This is a genomic window from Synechocystis sp. LKSZ1, from assembly GCF_040436315.1.
Classification (GTDB): Bacteria; Cyanobacteriota; Cyanobacteriia; order Cyanobacteriales; family Microcystaceae; genus Synechocystis.
In genome coordinates this window covers 2,478,750-2,497,388 of sequence record NZ_AP031572.1, presented here as the reverse complement: position 1 = coordinate 2,497,388, position 18,639 = coordinate 2,478,750, and the positions used below count along the sequence as shown (strand labels likewise).

Annotated in this window: 22 protein-coding genes and 1 tRNA gene; 13 read left to right on the top strand and 10 right to left on the bottom strand. The window is 52.0% G+C overall.

Annotation, left to right across the window (positions count from 1 at the left end):
- Nucleotides 1-29: 29 nt before the first annotated feature.
- Entirely contained in the window at nucleotides 30-1,364 is a 1,335-nt protein-coding gene (locus ABXS88_RS11400; RefSeq protein WP_353672169.1) for an FAD-binding oxidoreductase, read from the top strand.
- 30 nt (nucleotides 1,365-1,394) lie between these two features.
- Here ABXS88_RS11400 and ABXS88_RS11395 read toward each other — a convergent pair whose 3' ends face one another.
- A complete protein-coding gene (locus ABXS88_RS11395; RefSeq protein ID WP_353672168.1) occupies nucleotides 1,395-1,655 on the bottom strand; it encodes a hypothetical protein in 261 nt (86 codons plus the stop codon).
- Between the two features lie 78 nt (nucleotides 1,656-1,733).
- Nucleotides 1,734-2,819 carry a 3-isopropylmalate dehydrogenase gene (gene leuB, locus ABXS88_RS11390; protein WP_353672167.1) on the bottom strand — a complete coding sequence of 362 codons (1,086 nt, stop codon included), beginning with the start codon at nucleotides 2,817-2,819 and terminating at the stop codon, nucleotides 1,734-1,736.
- A gap of 140 nt (nucleotides 2,820-2,959) precedes the next feature.
- On the opposite strand from leuB, the gene ABXS88_RS11385 reads away from it, so the two are divergent.
- Entirely contained in the window at nucleotides 2,960-3,220 is a 261-nt protein-coding gene (locus ABXS88_RS11385) for a hypothetical protein (RefSeq protein WP_353672166.1), read from the top strand.
- A gap of 96 nt (nucleotides 3,221-3,316) precedes the next feature.
- Here the strand turns inward: ABXS88_RS11385 and ABXS88_RS11380 are convergent, their stop codons facing one another.
- Nucleotides 3,317-3,511, bottom strand: coding sequence for a hypothetical protein (locus tag ABXS88_RS11380; protein ID WP_353672165.1), 195 nt, complete (start codon nucleotides 3,509-3,511; stop codon nucleotides 3,317-3,319).
- Between the two features lie 154 nt (nucleotides 3,512-3,665).
- On the opposite strand from ABXS88_RS11380, the gene ABXS88_RS11375 reads away from it, so the two are divergent.
- Entirely contained in the window at nucleotides 3,666-3,857 is a 192-nt protein-coding gene (locus ABXS88_RS11375) for a heavy-metal-associated domain-containing protein (protein WP_353672164.1), read from the top strand.
- 3 nt (nucleotides 3,858-3,860) lie between these two features.
- Here ABXS88_RS11375 and ABXS88_RS11370 read toward each other — a convergent pair whose 3' ends face one another.
- Both ABXS88_RS11370 and ABXS88_RS11365 read right to left on the bottom strand, forming a co-directional pair.
- Complete coding sequence (locus ABXS88_RS11370) at nucleotides 3,861-5,123, bottom strand: glutamate-5-semialdehyde dehydrogenase (RefSeq protein WP_353672163.1); 1,263 nt, start codon at nucleotides 5,121-5,123, stop codon at nucleotides 3,861-3,863.
- 8 nt (nucleotides 5,124-5,131) lie between these two features.
- Nucleotides 5,132-5,539 (bottom strand): hypothetical protein, encoded by a 408-nt coding sequence (locus ABXS88_RS11365; protein ID WP_353672162.1) that lies wholly within the window; start codon nucleotides 5,537-5,539, stop codon nucleotides 5,132-5,134.
- Nucleotides 5,540-5,810: 271 nt separating this feature from the next.
- Here ABXS88_RS11365 and ABXS88_RS11360 point away from each other — a divergent pair, with 271 nt between their 5' ends.
- Nucleotides 5,811-6,533 carry a heme oxygenase (biliverdin-producing) gene (locus ABXS88_RS11360; RefSeq protein ID WP_353672161.1) on the top strand — a complete coding sequence of 241 codons (723 nt, stop codon included), beginning with the start codon at nucleotides 5,811-5,813 and terminating at the stop codon, nucleotides 6,531-6,533.
- A 66-nt stretch (nucleotides 6,534-6,599) separates the two neighbouring features.
- Here the strand turns inward: ABXS88_RS11360 and ABXS88_RS11355 are convergent, their stop codons facing one another.
- Nucleotides 6,600-7,205: a ribonuclease HII gene (locus tag ABXS88_RS11355; RefSeq protein ID WP_353672160.1), complete on the bottom strand. Its 606-nt coding sequence runs from the start codon at nucleotides 7,203-7,205 to the stop codon at nucleotides 6,600-6,602.
- Nucleotides 7,195-9,228, bottom strand: a complete 2,034-nt coding sequence (locus ABXS88_RS11350; protein ID WP_353672159.1) for an Rne/Rng family ribonuclease — start codon at nucleotides 9,226-9,228, stop codon at nucleotides 7,195-7,197. The genes ABXS88_RS11355 and ABXS88_RS11350 overlap by 11 nt, the downstream gene beginning before the upstream one ends.
- A 943-nt stretch (nucleotides 9,229-10,171) precedes the next feature.
- Between ABXS88_RS11350 and petC the strand changes: the two genes are divergently transcribed.
- The 7 genes from petC to larE all read left to right on the top strand — a co-directional run bounded on the left by petC (nucleotide 10,172) and on the right by larE (nucleotide 16,088).
- Nucleotides 10,172-10,714: a cytochrome b6-f complex iron-sulfur subunit gene (gene petC, locus ABXS88_RS11345; protein WP_353672158.1), complete on the top strand. Its 543-nt coding sequence runs from the start codon at nucleotides 10,172-10,174 to the stop codon at nucleotides 10,712-10,714.
- A gap of 76 nt (nucleotides 10,715-10,790) precedes the next feature.
- Nucleotides 10,791-11,777: a cytochrome f gene (gene petA / locus ABXS88_RS11340; protein WP_353672157.1), complete on the top strand. Its 987-nt coding sequence runs from the start codon at nucleotides 10,791-10,793 to the stop codon at nucleotides 11,775-11,777.
- 109 nt (nucleotides 11,778-11,886) lie between these two features.
- The gene (locus ABXS88_RS11335; RefSeq protein WP_353672156.1) at nucleotides 11,887-12,309 is read left to right on the top strand and encodes a BlaI/MecI/CopY family transcriptional regulator; all 423 of its coding nucleotides are present in this window, start codon (nucleotides 11,887-11,889) and stop codon (nucleotides 12,307-12,309) included.
- Complete coding sequence (locus tag ABXS88_RS11330; protein ID WP_353672155.1) at nucleotides 12,309-13,169, top strand: M48 family metalloprotease; 861 nt, start codon at nucleotides 12,309-12,311, stop codon at nucleotides 13,167-13,169. Before ABXS88_RS11335 ends, ABXS88_RS11330 begins: the two co-directional genes overlap by 1 nt.
- 5 nt (nucleotides 13,170-13,174) lie before the next feature.
- Nucleotides 13,175-13,645, top strand: a complete 471-nt coding sequence (gene bcp / locus ABXS88_RS11325; RefSeq protein WP_353672154.1) for a thioredoxin-dependent thiol peroxidase — start codon at nucleotides 13,175-13,177, stop codon at nucleotides 13,643-13,645.
- 16 nt (nucleotides 13,646-13,661) lie between these two features.
- Nucleotides 13,662-15,269, top strand: coding sequence for a SpoIID/LytB domain-containing protein (locus ABXS88_RS11320; RefSeq protein ID WP_353672153.1), 1,608 nt, complete (start codon nucleotides 13,662-13,664; stop codon nucleotides 15,267-15,269).
- 3 nt (nucleotides 15,270-15,272) lie between these two features.
- On the top strand, nucleotides 15,273-16,088 hold the full coding sequence (gene larE / locus ABXS88_RS11315; RefSeq protein ID WP_353672152.1) for an ATP-dependent sacrificial sulfur transferase LarE: 816 nt from the start codon (nucleotides 15,273-15,275) through the stop codon (nucleotides 16,086-16,088).
- Here larE and ABXS88_RS11310 read toward each other — a convergent pair.
- Nucleotides 16,085-16,867, bottom strand: a complete 783-nt coding sequence (locus tag ABXS88_RS11310) for an ABC transporter ATP-binding protein (RefSeq protein WP_353672151.1) — start codon at nucleotides 16,865-16,867, stop codon at nucleotides 16,085-16,087. The genes larE and ABXS88_RS11310 overlap by 4 nt on opposite strands.
- A 9-nt stretch (nucleotides 16,868-16,876) precedes the next feature.
- Entirely contained in the window at nucleotides 16,877-17,164 is a 288-nt protein-coding gene (locus ABXS88_RS11305; protein WP_353672150.1) for a hypothetical protein, read from the bottom strand.
- 229 nt (nucleotides 17,165-17,393) lie between these two features.
- Between ABXS88_RS11305 and ABXS88_RS11300 the strand changes: the two genes are divergently transcribed.
- Both ABXS88_RS11300 and ABXS88_RS11295 read left to right on the top strand, forming a co-directional pair.
- Nucleotides 17,394-17,615, top strand: coding sequence for a dihydrofolate reductase family protein (locus tag ABXS88_RS11300; RefSeq protein WP_353674811.1), 222 nt, complete (start codon nucleotides 17,394-17,396; stop codon nucleotides 17,613-17,615).
- A gap of 17 nt (nucleotides 17,616-17,632) precedes the next feature.
- Nucleotides 17,633-17,705: transfer RNA gene (locus ABXS88_RS11295), tRNA-Ile, on the top strand.
- Here ABXS88_RS11295 and ABXS88_RS11290 read toward each other — a convergent pair.
- Nucleotides 17,677-18,639 (bottom strand): cytochrome c oxidase subunit II, encoded by a 963-nt coding sequence (locus tag ABXS88_RS11290; protein WP_353672149.1) that lies wholly within the window; start codon nucleotides 18,637-18,639, stop codon nucleotides 17,677-17,679. The two genes, ABXS88_RS11295 and ABXS88_RS11290, sit on opposite strands and share 29 nt — an antisense overlap.

Genomic DNA, 18,639 nt, shown 5'->3' with positions numbered 1-18,639 from the left:
GTATTCATGTACCCGTAGGAGTGAGTACTGTGGAATGGCAGGCAATCGCAAAGGAATTCCGTCAGCAGGGCCTGGTTGTTATTGATGACCCGTCCCTCTGTCAAAAATTATCCCTCGACTACTACTACTTCAGCCCCATCCTGGCGGCACAACTCAAAGATAAACGAGCGGATCTGATTGTTCTGGCCCGTAATGAAATTGAGATTCTCACCGTAGCTAGCCTTTGCGTCTATTTTCAAATTCCCCTGACCGTCCGGGGGGCCGGAACCGGGAACTACGGGCAATGTATTCCCTTAGAGGGGGGAGTCATCCTTGACCTGAGCCAAATGAACCGTGTCCTTTCCTTCCAACCCGGCCAGGTCATTGCGGAGCCGGGCGTCCGACTCAGCGCCCTAGACAAACAGGCTCAGGACATGGGCTGGGAACTCCGTATGGCCCCTTCCACTTACCAAGTGGCCACCTTGGGAGGTTTCATCGGTGGGGGCAGTGTGGGGATGGGTTCCATCAACTACGGTATGCTCACTGATCGCGGCAATCTCCGAGGAGCGCGGGTTGTCACCCTCGAAGATGACCCCCAGGTTCTCTCCCTGCGGGGGGAGCAAGCCCGAGTCTTGCTCCATGCCTATGGCACCAACGGTATTATCAGCCAACTGGAGGTGGCCCTGGCACCAACGGCCCCCTGGGCGGAGGCCATTGTCTGTTTTGAAACCTTTAAGGCTGCGACGGTCTTTGCCCAGGATTTAGCGAACAGCGGCGGTATACATAAAAAACAGGTGGCGGTTCATGCCCATCCTATCCCAGAATACTTTACAGCCCTGAAATCATGGCTCCTGCCTGACCACAGCGCTGTTTTTGTCATTGTTTCCGACTACGACCGTGAAGCCTGCGAAGCGTTAGTTCACCACCACGGGGGCCAGCTGACGGACTATCAACTCCAATCTTCAAAAAAGAGCCATCGGTTACTGGAATTTTGTTGGAATCATACAACCTTACTGGCTCGGGCTGTTGATGAGAGCTTGACCTACCTCCAGGTTTTCTACGGGAACTTGGCTCGGGTGGAAAAACTCCATACCTACTTTGGTACGGAGGTGATGATTCACCTGGAATTTTTACGAGTGAATGGGCAAATTATCCCCGCTGGTTTACCGTTGATTCGCTACACCACAGAAAAACGCCTGGCGGAAATTATGAAAATCCACCGGGATGCTGGAGCCAGTATTGCCAATCCCCACGTCTATACCATTGAGGAAGGCGGTAACGGCCAGATTGATCCTGCCCAACTGGCTTTCAAAAAGAAGGTAGACCCCTACGGCCTGCTTAATCCAGGCAAAATGAAAAGCTGGCTATTTTCCTCTAGGCCCTAGACCAGGTATTGGGTTAAGAGGGATCTCCCCCTAGTGAACCTCGGCCTCCAATTGCTGCATCGGCACAAAATATTCCCCAGGCAACAAAATCGGCCGACGATTGAACATCAATTGGCCCCGGTGAGTTTCCTTATGAATAGCAATACCAAACGGTTGTTTGTTCGCCTTGGGATGGAGAACACAATAACTACGATAGATCCGGCGGGCCATCCGGAGTAATTTAGGATCCAACAGCCGTGGCGTCTCGACCGCTGTTTCCATTAGGTCAGTGTCATCGGGTAAATAAATCATGATTCAACTCTCCTCACCCTGTACATGGTTTTGTCCAACATCATAACCAATGATTTGCCTAGACGAAATGAGGCTGGGTTAGGATTCCAAATTGGCCAAAAGGGCCTCTCCCATGGCCTGACAACCCACTAATTGGGTACCTGCCGACAAAATATCCCCAGTACGATAGCCCTGGGCGAGAACCCCATGAACCGCTTGTTCAATTTTGCTGGCGGCGGCGGGTTGGTCTAAACCATAGCGGAGCATCATGGCCGCACTTAACACTTGAGCTAAAGGATTAGCCTTGTCCTGGGCTGCAATATCCGGGGCGGAGCCATGCACGGGTTCAAATAGGCCGGGGCCGCCGGCGCCAAGACTGGCGGAGGGGAGCATTCCGATACTCCCCGTCAGCATGGCTGCTTCATCGGACAAAATATCCCCAAACAGGTTACCCGTGACGATCGTGTCGAACTGCTTTGGGGTCCGCACCAATTGCATCGCGGCGTTATCGACATAGAGGTGACTGAGTTCAACCTCGGGGTACTGGCTGGCCATCGCTGTCACCCGGTCACGCCATAGTTGGGAGACATCCAGAACATTGGCTTTATCGACTGAGCAGAGTTTACCCCGACGTTTGCGGGCCGTTTCAAAGGCGACCTTGGCGATGCGGTCAATTTCCGAGGTGCGATAAGCCATGGTATTAACCCCCCGCTTTTCTCCCGTTTCTGTGGTAAAGATTCCCTTGGGTTGGCCAAAGTAAATACCGCCGGTTAATTCTCGTACCACCATAATATCAACTCCTTCTACCACCTCTCGCTTGAGGGTCGAGGCATCAATGAGTTGAGGAAAAATCGTCGCTGGCCGGAGATTGGCAAATAATTCTAACCCCTCCCGGATGGCCAAGAGGCCGGTTTCCGGCCGTTGTTGGCGGGGTAAATTATCCCATTGGTAACCCCCAATGGCCGCCAATAAAACGGCATCACTCTGGCGGGCCAGCTTCAGGGTTTCGGGGGGAAGGGGTTGACCCGTGGCCTCGATGGCCGCACCACCGATCAGGGCCGTTTGAAACTCAAAAACCAAATCAAACTGGGGGGCAATGGCCTTGAGAACCGCCACCGCTACCGCCATAATTTCAGGGCCAATGCCGTCGCCGGGCAGGAGGGTGATGCGATAGGGTTGGGTCATAATTGCTTCGAAATAAAAATGGCTAACCAAAGACTCAATCGGGTAGGGGCGGCGAGTCACAGGTTTTTATTGTATCGGACAGTGGCCACGACTCCGATTCAGCGCTAAGATTAATTTTGCTCTTCTCACCAGCAAGCCCTATGCGGGATTTTCTACAGACCTGGCTGAATCGTCTGCTTGTGCTCGATGTTTTTGTTGTCTTTCTTGGTTTTCTTTGGTTTATTGTTGCCGTTGTCGGTGAATCGACGGGCCTTTCCTTGGGATATCACCTCTGGCAACAATTGTGGCTTCCCCTCTTTAATCCGGCCATTGCCATTTTAATCGTAGGGGCCTTGGGTAACTGGTTAATCGTCAAAATTAGCCAGTGGTGGGAACGGCGTTCTCCAGAGAACTCCCCATAAAAAAAGAATGCTTTCCCAAGCCTTTTCATCGTCGCTGGGAAAACACCCCTTGGATCGTAAACCGAGTAGATCTATAAAAAAAACGATAAAATTCTGCTAAAACGAGCGAGGTTGACGAGATACCAACTTCTCTACCATGGCCTGGCTTTCATGAACGAGTTGTTGGCGGCTGTCCCCAGAGTGGGCAAAGGTCGGCACGAGATTACGGGCTTGGAGCGTCATATGTAGCTGGAGTTCAGCAACGTAGTCACCAATGGCATCAGTTTGGACAGGGCGGGAAGCGGCTAACACCGTCTATATCCTCCTAGGGGCTAACATCGACAAAACAAAACTCCTCCAAAAGTTACCATGACTCATCGCCCGGCCCAAGCCCTTGGTTACACTCTGTAATATTTACAGGGTCTCTGCTAGGATACGGGGCAGATCTTTTGCCCTTTTTAACGCGATGTATCAATTCAACGTTCCGACGATAGCTTGTTCGGCCTGTGCCACGGCCATTACCCAGGCCATTCACCAGCAAGACCCCCAGGCCCAGGTCGTCATTACAGTGGAAAGCCAACATGTGCAAGTCAATAGTTTTTTGTCTGCCGCTATTATTCAACAGGCCATTGAAGCCGCTGGTCATGAGGTGGCCTAGGGCCTAACTGCGGCCGTTGCCTTGTACTACCTGTTTCAGGGTGGTAAAGGTCTCCAGGCCAATCAGGCCACGACGATGGCCCTTTTGGTTAGAAATGCCTAAAAAGAGCGATTCCCCTTGCTTAGGATTACGGGAAAAGCGGGGGGAGGCATTGATATAGACAAGGGCGCTATCGATCTCCATGGCAAATTGTCGGCTTTCTTGATAGGATTCCGTCGCAATACAATCGGCGTGGCCACTACTATGCTGGTTAATCCAGGTAATTGCCTCTGTCAAACTGGGCATGGTGCGAAAGGCAATAATCTTGGCTAAATAGGCCCTGCTCCACTCACTATCTTTAGCCAGCGTGAGGTAATTGGGAAATTCTTCGCAGAGGGCCTCATCCCCCCGCAGTTCAAACCCTTTTTCCTGCAAGCTATTAAAAAGCCGGGCAAGTAGAGCGCCATTCTGAGACGGACTGAGCAAGACCTTTTCAATGGCATTGACGGGGTCAGGATCACTCGCATGGCTATCCAGGATCATCCAGCGCACAAGTTCCAGGTCACTTTTAGCCGACCAGTAGAGATAACAGTTCCCCAGGGCAGCCTTGAGGACAGGGACAACGGATTGTTGCGCCACCTGTTCCACTAAGCTCGTGCGGCCGTAGGGAATAATCAGGTTAATGTGTTTATCCTGAATAATCAAGTCTTGGATTACCGGCACATCATCACTGGAAATCCATTCGATACAACCCGCCGGTAGGCCGACTTCCTCCAGGCTTTGCCGTAGAATCTGGGTCATCATCGTATTAGAATGACTAGCTGTACCACACCCCCTTAGAATTAAACTATTGCCAGTTTTAAGGCAAAAGCCGGCGGCAATGGCCCCGAGTTCTGGAAAGGCTTCATAAATCAGAGCCACAACTCCCAGAGGCATTAGCTGACAATAGGTTTGGGAGGGATTGAGCTGGTAGGGGGCATTCATGACCCGCTGAATCGGATCGGGGAGTTCCGCCAACTGTTCCAGCAGTTCCACCGTATTTTCCAGACGTTCTGGGGTGAGCTTTAGCCAATCCAGCAGGCAGGGGGAGATAGCCATCTCTCGACTCATTTCCAGATCAAGCGTGTTGGCTTCTAGGATTTGATCAAAGTGGCTCGCTAGTCCTTTGGCCATGGCTCGGACACCTCTGTTCCGGTCTGAACCATTACATTGGCTAAGGGCCAGGAAGGCCTTTTGGGCAGACTGAAGCGCCGTTTCGAGGGGATTTGACCGGGAAGAATGGGCCATAATTAAAGTTAGCGTCGATAGACCAGCCAGAGGCTGTAGAGCAGGCCGAAAAAGAGGGAACCCGAAATAATTATTCCTAAGATTACACTCAAGGTGAGGGACGCGCGCAAGGCGAGGAATAACCCGCTCCCCAGGAGCAAAAAACCCAATAGTATTAAGCTTAATTCTTGGGGCCTCGGCCAGGGCGAGGAGGGGACGCGCCAATGGGTTCCAGTCCAGTACCATAGCCGCTTGTCGGGATGGGTTGAGGAAACCAGTTCAATCTCCTGCTTGCTTTCATCAAACCGAAAAATTTGTTGACAGCGATTACAGCCAAAGGCCTCGGTTAACACAATGGGGACTAGTGTCCCTCGGCGACGGCAGGGACAGGGGTATTCACAATACAGGGTAAGCTTGATCACTTTCTGTCGAGGCACAGGGGGGTTAGAGACTAATGACGACGACAAAATAGGGCTTCCCTCAAGTATAATATTCTTCCTTGAGTCAAAGCTCAGAGTCTGCTTAGGAAGCATTCTAAACTAGAGGAACCTGGCATTAGCCCTCGGGGTAACAGAGCCGCCCAGCTTTAAAAAACTTAATGAAATTTCTCAGCGAATCAGTTTAACCTAGCAAATTAGGCGAATTTTTTTAAAATCTTTACTAATAAGCCACCTAATCAGTTCACCCAAGACACAGGATACTTTAAGCATGAGCGTCAATTTAGCCACGCTGTTACGCGAAGGGACGAAAAAGTCTCACTCGATGGCAGAAAACGTCGGTTTTGTGAAGTGTTTTCTCAAAGGCGTTGTTGAAAAAAACTCCTATCGCAAGTTGGTGGGCAACCTCTACTTTGTCTACAGTGCGATGGAAGAGGAAATGGACAAGTTGCGCGACCACCCCATCGTTTCAAAAATCTACTTCGCTGAACTGAATCGTAAGCATAGCCTAGAGCAAGATTTACAGTTCTACTATGGACCCAACTGGCGCCAAGAAGTCCAACTTTCCCCGGCAGGCAAGGCCTACGTGGAGCGTATCCATGAGATCGCGGCCACCGCTCCCGAACTATTGGTGGCCCATTCCTACACCCGTTACCTGGGAGATTTGTCTGGTGGGCAAATTCTCAAAAAAATTGCCCAAAATGCGATGAATCTCCATGACGGCGGCACCGCCTTCTATGAATTTGCAGACATCAGTGACGAAAAGGCCTTTAAAAATAAATATCGTCAGGCCATGAATGACTTACCCGTGGATCAAGCGACAGCGGAGCGCATTGTGGATGAAGCTAACAAGGCCTTTGGCATGAACATGAAAATGTTCAATGAACTAGAAGGTAACTTAATTAAGGCTATTGGTATTATGCTGTTTAATAGCTTGACCCGTCGGCGGACACCCGGCAGTACCGAAGCAGAATTGGCCACGGCGGATAGCTAAAAGCTTGCCGAACGACGGCTTTCAATCTTTCAAGCCCCTCCCTCGAGGGGTTTTTGTGTTGAGTTATCATTCTCTAGCGGCATCAGCGCCCGCTATTAGGATACGGCGACAAAAGTGGCGGCGATGGAGAGGGGTTAGGCCCTGGTCTTGGATCGCTTGGCGATGGGCGATCGTCCCGTAACCCTTATTGGCCGCCAGCGCATAACCCGGAAAACGTTGGTCAACACGAATCATCAGATCATCCCGCCAGACTTTAGCCAAGATACTCGCAGCCGCAATTAGAGGAGATTGCTGGTCTCCCCGCACTAGGGGGGTTTGGGGCCAGGGACATAGGGGAATTTGATCCTGTCCATCGATCCAACAGTGGTCAGGGGCCTGGGGTAAACCCTGGAGAGCGCGGGCCATGGCCAGGAGGGAAGCCTGGCGAATATTGAAGCGTTCAATTTCAGGCACACTGGCAAAGCTAATATGCCATCCCGGAACCAAGGCCTTAATCTCCGTCACCAGTTGCTGTCGTCGCCGGGGTGAGAGCTGTTTACTGTCTTTCACCCCAATCGCCCGGAGTCCCTCGATCGCGCTCGCCGGCATTAATACCGCCGCGGCCACAACGGGGCCAAACAGGGCCCCCCTGCCTACTTCATCAACACCGGCTAGCCAGACATCAGCTGTCACTGGCCGAAGAGCGACGACGACGACGACGAGTACCGCTTTTTTCCTCCGTTTCCTCAGCGGTAGGACTGGTGTCCAAGGATGGCGAAACAATCGTAGAAGGCTTAGATTCTGGAACTGGTAACGTCACCTTGGGCTTAGGACTCGGTATACTGCGAGTTTCTGATAGAGGGCTATCCTGGCGCAGGGAACGGGGCCTGTCCCCACTTCTTGGCTCTAGAGTGGTTAAGTTAATCACTTTATTGGGGGTTGTCACCGTCGTTGGTGCTGGTTCTACACTAGTTTCGGCCGTAGCTGAACTCCCCGGCGTCTGGACGGAAACAATCACGGATTTTGGGTCTTTAAACGATTGCTCTAAACGAATGAGGGGAGAAATACCCATGAGCGCATAGATTTCCTGCTCTAGAGGCGTCATCTCCACAGTGACTCTTTCAACAACCGCTTCTTCCCGGCGAGGACTGCGTTCTCGAACCCGCTTTTCCTTGCGTTCTTCTGGTTCTGCTTCTTTTTCCGGCTCACTGGTCTTAATCGGCAGAGACAGAACGGGCTTCACCGGCGCTTCCTCTTTGCCTAATTCTGGGACGCGACGGCGCCGGCGGCGGCGATTGGCCCCTCCCTGCTCTTGATAGCTGGGATGGTGAGTCAAGTCAAACTCATCGTCGTTCTCCGTTGACTCGAAACCCTTGTCAAAGCTAGGCTCTGGAGCAATATCGAGAATTGGTTTTTCGATCACCCGAGGACCAGTACTGGGTAAGTTGAGGGTCACGCTTTCCAGGGCCACCGCCTCCCGTTCTCCCGGTAAATCGGCTAGATGGCCTAATCCACCACAGGTCGGACAGGGCCGTCCAAAGAGTTCGTAGATATTTTTGCCCTGGCGTTTGCGAGTCAATTCGACAAGGCCGAGTTCTGAAAGTTGGGCAATTTGGGGACGTGCCTTATCGGCCCGCAGGCAACGGTTAAAGTGCTCCAGTAATTTCAGTTGGTCTCGGCGGGAGTCCATATCAATGAAATCGACAATAATCACCCCACCGATATTACGAAGACGGAGTTGACGGGCAATCTCCGTGGCGGCTTCGCTATTCGTCCACAGAACCGTCTCCCGTGAGGTTGCAGAACGGGTAAAAGAGCCAGAGTTCACATCAATAACCGTGAGGGCCTCTGTCGGCTCAATGATGATGTATCCGCCGGAGGGCAGGTCAACCCGTGGCTTTAGGGCCTCACGAATGGCTGCGTTAATCCGAAAATAGTCTAGGATGGATTGCGGTTCCCGGTGCTGGTCAATTAATACGCCTTCTGGAGGCCGTCCCCCACTCCAACCCAGTAAGTTTTGTTTAATCCGTTTCACACCGGCCTGACTATCCGCCACGATGCGGTTGACATCGGCGGAGTACATATCCCGCAACACCCGCTGAATAAAATCATCGTCTCGATTGAGCAGGGCCGGGGGGCGAGCACTGATGGCCTGTTGTTGGATGGTTTCCCATTGTTTTTGCAGGAATTCGAGGTCTTCAATAATCGCCTCTTCCGCTTTTCCCTCCGCTTCTGTCCGTACTAGCATTCCCATCCCCGCCGGCTTCATCAAAATAGCCAAGGCCCGTAGGCGACTGCGCTCAGTATCGGAAACAATGCGACGGGATAGATTAACTCCCTTGCCATTGGGAATAAGGACAACGTAACGGCCCGGCAAACTAATATTTCCGGTGAGTCGGGGGCCTTTGTTCCCCGTCGGCTCCTTCATCACCTGAACCAGAACTTTTTGTTGGGGGGCCAGGAGCTCTGTAATCGCCCCCGAATTTTTCTTCAGGCGGAGGGGGCCCAGATCCGTTACATGGATAAAGCCATTCCGCTCAGCATCACCAATATTGACGAATGCGGCATCGATACCTGGGAGGACATTTTCCACTAAACCCAAGTAAATATCGCCCACCTGTTGGTTGCCGGTGGCCACCACCAGTTCTTGGATTTGGTCTTCCCAAAAAACCGCGGCAATCTGATGTTGTTCCGCAATGATGATTTGTTTTGGCATGAATATTCCTCAAAGGTTTGTCGCTAGGGCAGATTCTGTTCTACAGGAAGCTCTGCTATGCAGTGGAGTTAGGAAAAGCTAAAAACCGGAAACCCTGATGCTGGGAAGAACGTTCCCTGGCACTGAGCCAATCTATTCAGCTTCTAGCAGGGATTGGTCGGCTAAAACCGAGGGAGTCAAGGCCCATTTTCACTGTTTTAACAGTACCAGTAGACTACTGGTAGAGGATAACCCCCAAGGGAAGTGCCCCTTTAATTGAGTTGCCCTCAGGCGCGAGCAGGCTCCGTTGAAACCCCCACCATGGTTGAGGGGCATTTATCCGTCCGTCCGAGCAGAGTGGATTCCGCATAAACACAGAGCATTTATTGGCTTGTCTGCATCTTTTAGCTAAGGCAACAATTAGCAGGGGAGAAAGACCCTCAATATCTAAAAAAAGCAATGTTGAGGAGGTCTAAAGACAAGGTTCAGCTCAGTACACGACTCATGTTTGTGTCAACGTGAGGTGCTACCACAGGAAGGAGATGCGAATTTCGGCTAAAAGCTCAACCGAAGGAGACATTTTGCTATTCAATTGCCTCAATGAGATAGACATTTTCTGGCCTAGAGTTTGAATAGCCTGGGCTGGGCTGGCGCCTTGGATGTATCCAACGGTACAAGCCGATTCTAGCACAATGGTTCACAGTTTCAGCCGACCCCTCACGAGAATTTTCGCGAGTCTTTGGTAGCCCCCTCTACAATCCTAGGCAACCGACAGGGGGCGAGGTTCTCCGTTTTCTACTGCCTTTTTTTGATACCCTAGTAAGAACTTGTAACTTTTTCCGCAAGTTGTCTTTTGCTCTTTGAGACCATCCCCTCCAGGCCCTAGGCCGGAGTCAGAAGCGGTCTTTTTCTAGGAGAAATCTTAGATCTTCTTAACAAAAATATACAATTTAGACGATTCATTATGGCTCAGCTTTCAGGTGCGTCCGATGTTCCCGATTTGGGGCGTCGTCAGTTCATGAACCTATTGACCTTTGGGACGATTACAGGAGTTGCTGCGGGGGCACTCTACCCCGTGGTGAAATATTTCATTCCCCCTTCTAGCGGCAGTGCAGGGGGCGGTGTCACGGCCAAGGATGCCCTGGGTAATGATGTCATTGTCAGTGAATTTTTGGCTTCCCATAATGCTGGGGATAGAACGTTGGCCCAGGGACTCAAGGGAGATCCCACCTACATGGTTGTCCAGGGAGATAAAACTATCGCTAACTATGGCATTAACGCGGTCTGTACCCATTTAGGCTGTGTTGTGCCCTGGAATGCTAGCGAAAATAAGTTTATGTGTCCCTGCCATGGTTCTCAATACAACGCTGAAGGAAAGGTCGTCCGTGGGCCCGCGCCCCTGTCCTTGGCCCTGGCCCATGCCACGGTAACGGATAACGACAAGCTCGTCTTTAGCCCCTGGACAGAAACAGATTTTCGTACCAATGAAGACCCCTGGTGGGCCTAGTCTACGGAGATGATGGTCTCGTCTTTGTGACCCCTTGCTCGACAACCACTGCTAACCCTAATTATTTGACCTAGAGATGAGAACTTCTGATGTTTTGGGACTGTGGGCCAACGGACAAACGGCCCTCCGTCGCGCTCTGATTCTGGCCGTTGCCACCGTCACTTTTTTGGCCTTTGGCGATCTGGTAACGCCCCAAGTTGCCCAAGCCTATCCCTTCTGGGCTCAGCAAACGGCCCCCCAAACGCCTCGGGAGGCCACGGGACGCATTGTTTGTGCCAACTGTCACTTGGCCCAGAAGCCCGCTGAAATTGAAATTCCCCAAGCCGTTCTACCGGACTCCGTTTTTGAAGCGGTGGTCAAAATTCCCTACGATCTCAGTAGCCAACAGGTTTTGGGGGATGGCTCGAAGGGCGGTCTGAATGTCGGTGCAGTTTTGATGTTGCCCGACGGCTTTAAGATTGCGCCTCCGGATCGGATTCCCGAAGAAATGAAGGAGAAGGTCGGTAGCCTGTACTATCAGTCTTACCGTGAGGGCCTGGATAACGTGGTGATTGTTGGCCCCCTTCCTGGCGAGCAATACCAAGAGATTGTCTTCCCCGTTCTGGCCCCCAACCCAGAAACGGATAAAAATATCCACTACGGTAAGTATTCGGTTCACCTCGGCGCTAACCGGGGTCGCGGCCAAGTTTATCCCACCGGGGAACTGAGTAATAATAATGCCTTCAAGGCACCTAAAGCCGGCACGATTAGCCAAGTTACCGCCCTAGACGCTGGTGGCTACGAATTAGCCCTGACGACGGAAACCGGAACCGAAAGTGTGACGCTCCCGGCTGGCGCAGAATTGATTGTCACCGAAGGCCAAGCGGTTAATGCCGGTGATTTTCTGACGACTAACCCCAATGTCGGCGGCTTTGGCCAAAAAGATACGGAAGTGGTTCTGCAAAATCCGGCACGGATTAAGTTCTTGGCGGTCTTCTTGGCAGTGATTATGCTGGCCCAGATCCTGCTAGTGCTCAAGAAGAAACAAATTGAAAAAGTCCAAGCGGCGGAGTTGAATTTCTAGACGCCTCCCCGTGCTCGATGTAATGTCCCTTCGCGCTTAGCTCGGAGGGATTTTTTCTGGAATTTTCTCGCCTATAATAGGGGCAATTTCCCTATTTTGCAGTTCTCCTATGGCCTGGTCTCCCCCCTACCGACCAAAACAAATGTCCCTTGGCCCCCTAGAGCAAGAGATCCTAGAAATCCTCTGGCAATTGGGCAAAGCAACGGTTAAGGATATTCACGAAAACATTTTGGCTAATCCAGACCGAGAACTGGCCTATTCTTCCGTCACCACCGTGCTGAACCGCCTAACAAATAAGGGTTGGTTGCTCTGTCAACGAGACGGTAAGGCCTTTTCCTGGGTGCCTAGAGTGTCCGCTGAACAGGCCCGGGCCATTCAATCCTACGAACAACTCCAGCAATTTTTGGCCGTGAGTAATCCTGAAGTTGTCACCGCCTTTGCCGACAGTCTGGATACGGCAAGTCTCGACCAGCTAGAAGCCATTGCGGCTCGCCTCAAAAGTCTACGTCGTCAACGCGGGGAGGGGGCCTAATGCATGGCTTAATGGTGCTCCTGGCCATGGCTATTGCCCTCATGTTACGGGGCAGTTTAGTCTGGCGACGAACTCCTCTAACCTGGACAACGGCGTTATGGTGCTTTGTCTGTCCCCCGCTATTGCTCTTAATGACTGCCCTGGCCATTGTTTGGATGGGCTATCAGGGGGAGATGCTCGGCTGGGCTGCGAGTCTCGGTAGTTACCTCTTGGCCTGGGCCTTTCTGGGTTGGGCCGTTTGGGGCCTAGGTCAACGATGGCAGGAAATCGGTAGTTTAGATCAACAAATTCAGGCACTACAGCCCACAGAACTCCAGGGCCAGACCATCCATCTTCTAGAAACTGCCTTTCCCTACAGCGCCCAGGTCGGTTTTTGGCGGTCTCGCTTAATTGTCAGCCAAGGCCTCATTGATCGGTTGAATCCAGAACAGTTGCAGGCGGTTCTGGCCCACGAGGCCGCCCACCACCACTATCGGGATGGTCTTTGCTTTTTCTGCTTAGGCTGGCTCCGCCAAATGACGGCTTGGTTGCCCCATAGTGAACGCCTCTGGCAAGAACTACTGCTGTTACGGGAAATGAGAGCCGATCAAAAAGCAACGGAAAAGGCCGATGCCCTGGCCCTGGCCGAAGCTCTCCTCCTCGTTACCCAGGCCAGTCAACAGCAACCCTTTCACCCAGTCTTGGAGACAGGGGCCGTGCCCTTTTACCAGCACCAACAACGTTTTCAGGTTCGTATCGAAAATTTACTCCAACCGGTCTCCACGACGCCTGCCTTTCCAAACTCCTATCAACCCTGGCTACTGTTGGGGATCATCCTCATCCTGGCTCCCTTGGCCTTCATCCCGTTCCACTTCAGTTGAGTACCATGCCTTTACAGATTGGCGACCCAGCGCCCCCCTTTTCAGGTCTAGACCATCGGGGTCAACCCCTCAGTTGGCAAGATTTTGCGGGTTCTGGCCTCATTCTCTATTTTTATCCCAAGGATAATACCCCTGGTTGTACAACGGAGGCGGTCACCTTTAGCAAGCTGGCCCCAGACTTTGCGGCCCTGGGCGTTAAAATTTTAGGGGTTAGTCCCGACTCGCCCCAATCCCACGACAAATTTATCACGAAATATCAGTTAACCATTCCCCTCCTTAGTGATCCCGACCACACCATTGCCGAGGCTTATGGGGCCTGGGGCCTGAAGAAATTTATGGGCAAAGAATATTGGGGCATTCTCCGCTCTACCTTCCTGATTGATGCCCAGGGAAAAATCATCTACTGTTGGCCCAAGGTGAAGGTCAAGGGCCACGGAGAAGACGTCTGGACTCAAGTACACCGTCTTATGGGTTGAAGCTAAAAAGTTGCGTATGCGTTGGCCATCATTGTTCCTGCCCTCCCGTCTTTTCTGCCTGGGTAGCCTGGGCTGTCTGTTAAGCCTAGGAACTCTAGCGAGCGTTCCCGTACAGTCCAAGGATATTACCCTGAAAGTCGGCATTGTCCAACAGTTTGGCAATGAAGACCGTGACCAACTCAGCTTGAGCGGCACGGGTAATGATACTTTGACCTTTACTCTGGTCAATCTAGCAGGCCAAACCCAAACCCTAGAAGGGAAACAGGCCACAATTACCATCAATCGCCAGGGCCTATCCCAGCCGAGTTTACAAGAATACCTGGTGCTCAGCGACCATGCTACCTTTGAAACCGCTGAAGATAATGCCAAGCAATGGCGAGCTAAGGGTATTGAAGTGGAAGTGACCCAGCCAGAACGCTGGCAGGTTTGGGCCAAGCGCAGTACCTACGGCAGTGCCGGTGTCCGCCGCTGGTTACTGGCCAGTCTCCGCAGTCAAGGTTATGACTTTCCCTATCTTGCAAGCCGGATGGTAAGCGCTAAACCCCAAGCTATCCTAGTGTTGAACGGGCAAAAATATCCCACTAACAGCCTGACGGTTAGCGCCAGCAAAAATCAAATTCAAGTGACCGAAGGCCAACAAAAAAACCAGCTCTATCCAGGGAATTTGGTTCTCCAGCCTAATGCCTACGGCAACTATACCTTGGTCAATCAAGTCCCCTTGGAGGCTTATCTGCGGGGAGTTGTTCCCCACGAAATTGGCCACAACGCCCCAGCCAACGCTGCCCGGGCTCAAACCATTATTGCCCGTACTTACGCCCTCCGTAATCTACGCCGTTTTGCCGCCGATAACTACGAACTCTGTGCGACCACCCATTGCCAGGTTTACTACGGACTCAAGGATGCTAACCCGGAAGCAGATAAGGCCATTGCCGCTACCCAGGGCCAGGTTTTAACCTACAACAATGAACTCGTTGATGCCCTCTATTCCTCTACCACCGGCGGGGTCACCGCCAAATTTAGTGATGTCTGGAATGGGGCCGACCGGCCCTACCTCAAGGCCTTGATTGATTCTCCTCAGAAGGTCTGGGATTTGGCCCAGAACAGCCTAGAGCAGGAAAGTGCCTTTCGTAAGTTTATGAGTTTGCAGGAGGGTTTTAATGAAACGGGGCGGAAGGTGTTTCGCTGGCGTTATACGGCTTCTCTGAAGGAATTGACCCAGGATCTCAAGGACTATCTGGCCAAACGCAAACATCCCCTGGCCAACTTCACAACCATTCAAAACATGCAGGTCACCCGTCGTTCTCCCTCAGGCAGGGTATTGTTGTTGACGGTAGAAACGGATCGAGGCCCAGTGGAACTGGCTAAAAACGAGGCCCGTAGCGCCTTTGGCCCTCCCCGGAGTACCTTGTTTTACCTAGAGCCCAACTACAACAACGAAAAACAACTCCTGGGTTTTACCTTTGTTGGCGGCGGCCTGGGCCATGGGGTAGGCATGAGTCAGTTTGGTTCCTATCGCTTAGCCCAGTTGGGCTGGTCGGCGGAAAAAATTCTGGAATTTTATTACCCGGGTACCAAAATCCAATCCCTTAACCCCCGTCTGGTTTTCTGGCAAGACTCCCCCTAACTTATGTTGTCAACGAAGTTACAGCAGCTACAGCAGATCTTCCAAACCATGGAACGGGCCCTGATTGCCTACTCCGGCGGGGTGGATAGTGCCCTGGTGGCTAAAATTGCCCAGGATGTTCTGGGCGACCAGGCCCTGGCAGTCACAGCGGTTTCCCCCTCTCTTCTGCCGGAGGAATTAGTGGAGGCGGAGGATCAGGCCCGGTGGATCGGCATTCGCCATGAACTGGTGGTAACGCGGGAAATGGAGAATCCCAACTACACCGCCAATCCCGAAAATCGCTGTTATTTTTGCAAAAGTGAACTCCACAACACCCTCAAACCCCTGGCCCTGGACCGGGGTTATCCCTACGTGGTGGATGGCGTGAATGGAGACGATCTCCAGGACTATCGGCCAGGTATCCAGGCGGCCCAGGAGCGGGGGGCCCGTTCTCCTTTAGCCGAAGTGGGCCTGAGTAAATGGGAGGTGCGGCAACTGTCCCAGCAGTTAGGCCTGCCTTGGTGGAATAAACCGGCCCAGCCCTGTCTTAGCTCCCGCTTTCCCTACGGTGAAGCAATTACCGTGGAAAAACTCCGCCGGGTTGGTCGGGCCGAAATTTACCTACGCCAATGGGGCTACCAAAATCTGCGGGTGCGTTCCGAAAAAGACACGGCTCGTATTGAATTATCTCCAGAAGACATTCAGGCCTTTGTGGCCAATGTTCCCCTAGCGGAAGTGGTGCAGACCTTTCAAGATCTTGGTTTTGTGTATGTCACCCTCGATCTGGAAGGATACGCCAGTGGTAAACTCAATCGCGCCCTGACGGCAGTTAAACCTTAATCTAAAACGTGAATTGGCCCATCCGTCCTAGCGGCAAAGAATTGACGCACCATGGGATGGCTTGTGGTTTCAATCTCCTTCGCCAGGCCCTGCCACTGAATTTTGCCGTCGTACAAAAAAACAACGCGGTCGGCAGTCCGGCGAATCGTACTTTCCTGGTGACTGACCATGACGTAGGTGCCACAACCCTGGGGGGCCTGCTGGAGATGGCGCACCAGGTCTTCGATCACCGTTGACGCAATGGGATCTAGGCCCGCCGTTGGTTCGTCGTAGAGAATAATTTCTGGATTGTCCTTGGGATTACTGGGGTTGGACATGATGGCCCGGGCGAAGCTGACCCGTTTTCGCATCCCTCCCGATAGCTGGGCTGGATAATCGTCAGCAATACCCTGGAGGCCAACTAGGGCCAATTTTTCTTCCACTAGACTGCGAATCGTCTCTCGGGGTAATTGGGAATGCTCATGGAGAAAAAACCCCACATTTTCTTCGACGGTGAGGGAATCAAACAGTGCCGATTGCTGAAAGACCAAGGCAATGCGAATTAAATCTTCTCCATCTTCTACCAGGCCCTGTCGAACTTGATTTTTGATTAATACTTGGCCGGAATCGGGGGGTAAAAGCCCAGCAATAATGCGGAGAATCGTCGATTTTCCCGTCCCAGAGGGGCCAATAATCACCAGGGCCTCTCCAGGATAAATAGCCAGGTCAATCTGGTCTAGAACTCGGCGCTCCCCAAAGGATTTGGAAACCCCCTGGAGTTGGATTAAGGGTTCAACCATCGCTTGGCCCTAATCAACACGCTCTAATTGCCAAAGGATTTGATTGCCCTCCCGCCGGACTCGGGAAACCACCCAATTGCGCCAAGACCAATGGTCGCCCCGACTCGTGACCGCACTGGCATTAATATCCATTAAATCTGCTAATTCTGAACTGGTAATCAGATAGCCTTTACTTGCAACCTCATCGGCAACACGCAGGGTTTCGATTAGATGCCGAATTTGGGTGACCCGTTCTTCCCCCGATAGTAGGGATTCTTCTGAGGAACTCGCGGAGGGACTTGCTGTAGCTTCTATCATAAAATGATGGCGAAATAGGGCAGAAATACGGTCTGAGATTGAGATGCATCAATAGCAGACAACGTCAGCAGGAGAAGAAGGTGGGAGCAAGTAGTTAGTATTCTATCTTAACGATTTCTAATCCTGGCCATGGGAAGCGTATCAAGAATAATTGACATTCCAGAGACAAGATGATTAAAACAACAGCCTATATTGCGACCAGTGTGGATGGTTTTGTCAGCATCTCTACATTGATGGGGGCCAGACTATCCAGAGCTTCCTCCGCGAGGGCCTTCTTCAAACACTGATCATTACTCGGATGCCAATTCTCCTGGGGAAAGGGATTCCCCTATTTGGAGCACTGGATCAGGCCCTGGCTCTTATTCATATTGAAACCACTGTGTTTACGAATGGGTTGGTGCAAAGCAAATATCACCTGGGTACTGGGGAAGACGCCGATTCTAGCCTATAATAGGGAGCAAAAACTCCCCAGGGTTGGCCGAGCGGTTGAGGCAGCGAACTCATAATTCGCCCTAGACAGGTTCAACTCCTGTACCCTGGATTATTGCCATGACTAATGCCTTAGCCTCTAGTTGAGGTTTTTCTAGCGCAGGGTCGAAGGATTCTACCGGTTTCACCGTGGGCCAACCACTCTTGAGGCGCGTTGGCGGTGGATTTTGATGTTCCTGATGAGCCGGGTTAGGGCTTGGCTTAGATGTAACCTGGGCCTGGAGCCATTGTTCGTAGGCCGCCGGGGATTCAACGAAAACGGGAGCGGTCATGACCGCAAAATAGGTGCCGCTATATTGGGAATCCCGCAGTTGGTATTGGCCCTCTCGACTTGGTGTCACGCTCAGCTCAATAGTGCGGTTAGGGACAATGTCCTGTTTCAGCCGAAAATTGGGAATGTAAAAACCGTGGATCACATCTTCTGAGGTCATTTGAAAATGAATCGGGCGATTGACGGGGAGATGCAGTTCGGCACTGGTCACACCAGCACGGGGATAGGTAAAGGCCCAGGCCCATTGTTTGACGCGGACTTCAATATTTTCTGGAACTGTTATAGAACTAGGGGATGCTTCTCCTTGGGCCAGGGCGGGAGCATCCAGGGGATTCGGCACTTCGACAATCGGTAGGGGGCCAAGCACATTCATGCGTTGGTAGATCTGATAGCTATAAAGGGCAATCCAGGTGACTAACAAAATGGGGATCACCGTCCAAATAATTTCCAGTTGGGTATTGCCTCGAATCGGTGCCCCCTCTTCCTGTCCCGGCCGGGCCCGATAGAACAGCAAAGAATATAACAAGGCCCCCATGACCCCCATAAAAATCAGGGTGGCCAGGCGGGTCATAAAGCTCAATAGATCACCAATGGGTTCCGCTTCCAGGGCCGCCGCTGGAGGGAGCCAACCATAGGCCTGTTGGCCCAACCAATGACTCAAAGCCAGACTCATCAAGGTATAGACGGTCAACAGAAGCCAATTAAATGCCTGCAT

Bases quoted from the DNA above. Each gene is read 5' to 3' on its own strand.
- larE (WP_353672152.1), top strand. From the start codon at position 15,273: ATGTTGTCAACGAAGTTACAGCAGCTACAGCAGATCTTCCAAACCATG.
- ABXS88_RS11305 (WP_353672150.1), bottom strand. From the start codon at position 17,164: ATGATAGAAGCTACAGCAAGTCCCTCCGCGAGTTCCTCAGAAGAATCC.
- ABXS88_RS11330 (WP_353672155.1), top strand. From the start codon at position 12,309: ATGCATGGCTTAATGGTGCTCCTGGCCATGGCTATTGCCCTCATGTTA.
- ABXS88_RS11395 (WP_353672168.1), bottom strand. From the start codon at position 1,655: ATGATTTATTTACCCGATGACACTGACCTAATGGAAACAGCGGTCGAG.
- petC (WP_353672158.1), top strand. From the start codon at position 10,172: ATGGCTCAGCTTTCAGGTGCGTCCGATGTTCCCGATTTGGGGCGTCGT.
- ABXS88_RS11370 (WP_353672163.1), bottom strand. From the start codon at position 5,123: ATGGCCCATTCTTCCCGGTCAAATCCCCTCGAAACGGCGCTTCAGTCT.
- ABXS88_RS11290 (WP_353672149.1), bottom strand. From the start codon at position 18,639: ATGCAGGCATTTAATTGGCTTCTGTTGACCGTCTATACCTTGATGAGT.
- ABXS88_RS11310 (WP_353672151.1), bottom strand. From the start codon at position 16,867: ATGGTTGAACCCTTAATCCAACTCCAGGGGGTTTCCAAATCCTTTGGG.
- ABXS88_RS11350 (WP_353672159.1), bottom strand. From the start codon at position 9,228: ATGCCAAAACAAATCATCATTGCGGAACAACATCAGATTGCCGCGGTT.
- ABXS88_RS11335 (WP_353672156.1), top strand. From the start codon at position 11,887: ATGGCCTGGTCTCCCCCCTACCGACCAAAACAAATGTCCCTTGGCCCC.
- bcp (WP_353672154.1), top strand. From the start codon at position 13,175: ATGCCTTTACAGATTGGCGACCCAGCGCCCCCCTTTTCAGGTCTAGAC.
- ABXS88_RS11385 (WP_353672166.1), top strand. From the start codon at position 2,960: ATGCGGGATTTTCTACAGACCTGGCTGAATCGTCTGCTTGTGCTCGAT.
- ABXS88_RS11375 (WP_353672164.1), top strand. From the start codon at position 3,666: ATGTATCAATTCAACGTTCCGACGATAGCTTGTTCGGCCTGTGCCACG.
- ABXS88_RS11320 (WP_353672153.1), top strand. From the start codon at position 13,662: ATGCGTTGGCCATCATTGTTCCTGCCCTCCCGTCTTTTCTGCCTGGGT.
- leuB (WP_353672167.1), bottom strand. From the start codon at position 2,819: ATGACCCAACCCTATCGCATCACCCTCCTGCCCGGCGACGGCATTGGC.
- ABXS88_RS11360 (WP_353672161.1), top strand. From the start codon at position 5,811: ATGAGCGTCAATTTAGCCACGCTGTTACGCGAAGGGACGAAAAAGTCT.
- petA (WP_353672157.1), top strand. From the start codon at position 10,791: ATGAGAACTTCTGATGTTTTGGGACTGTGGGCCAACGGACAAACGGCC.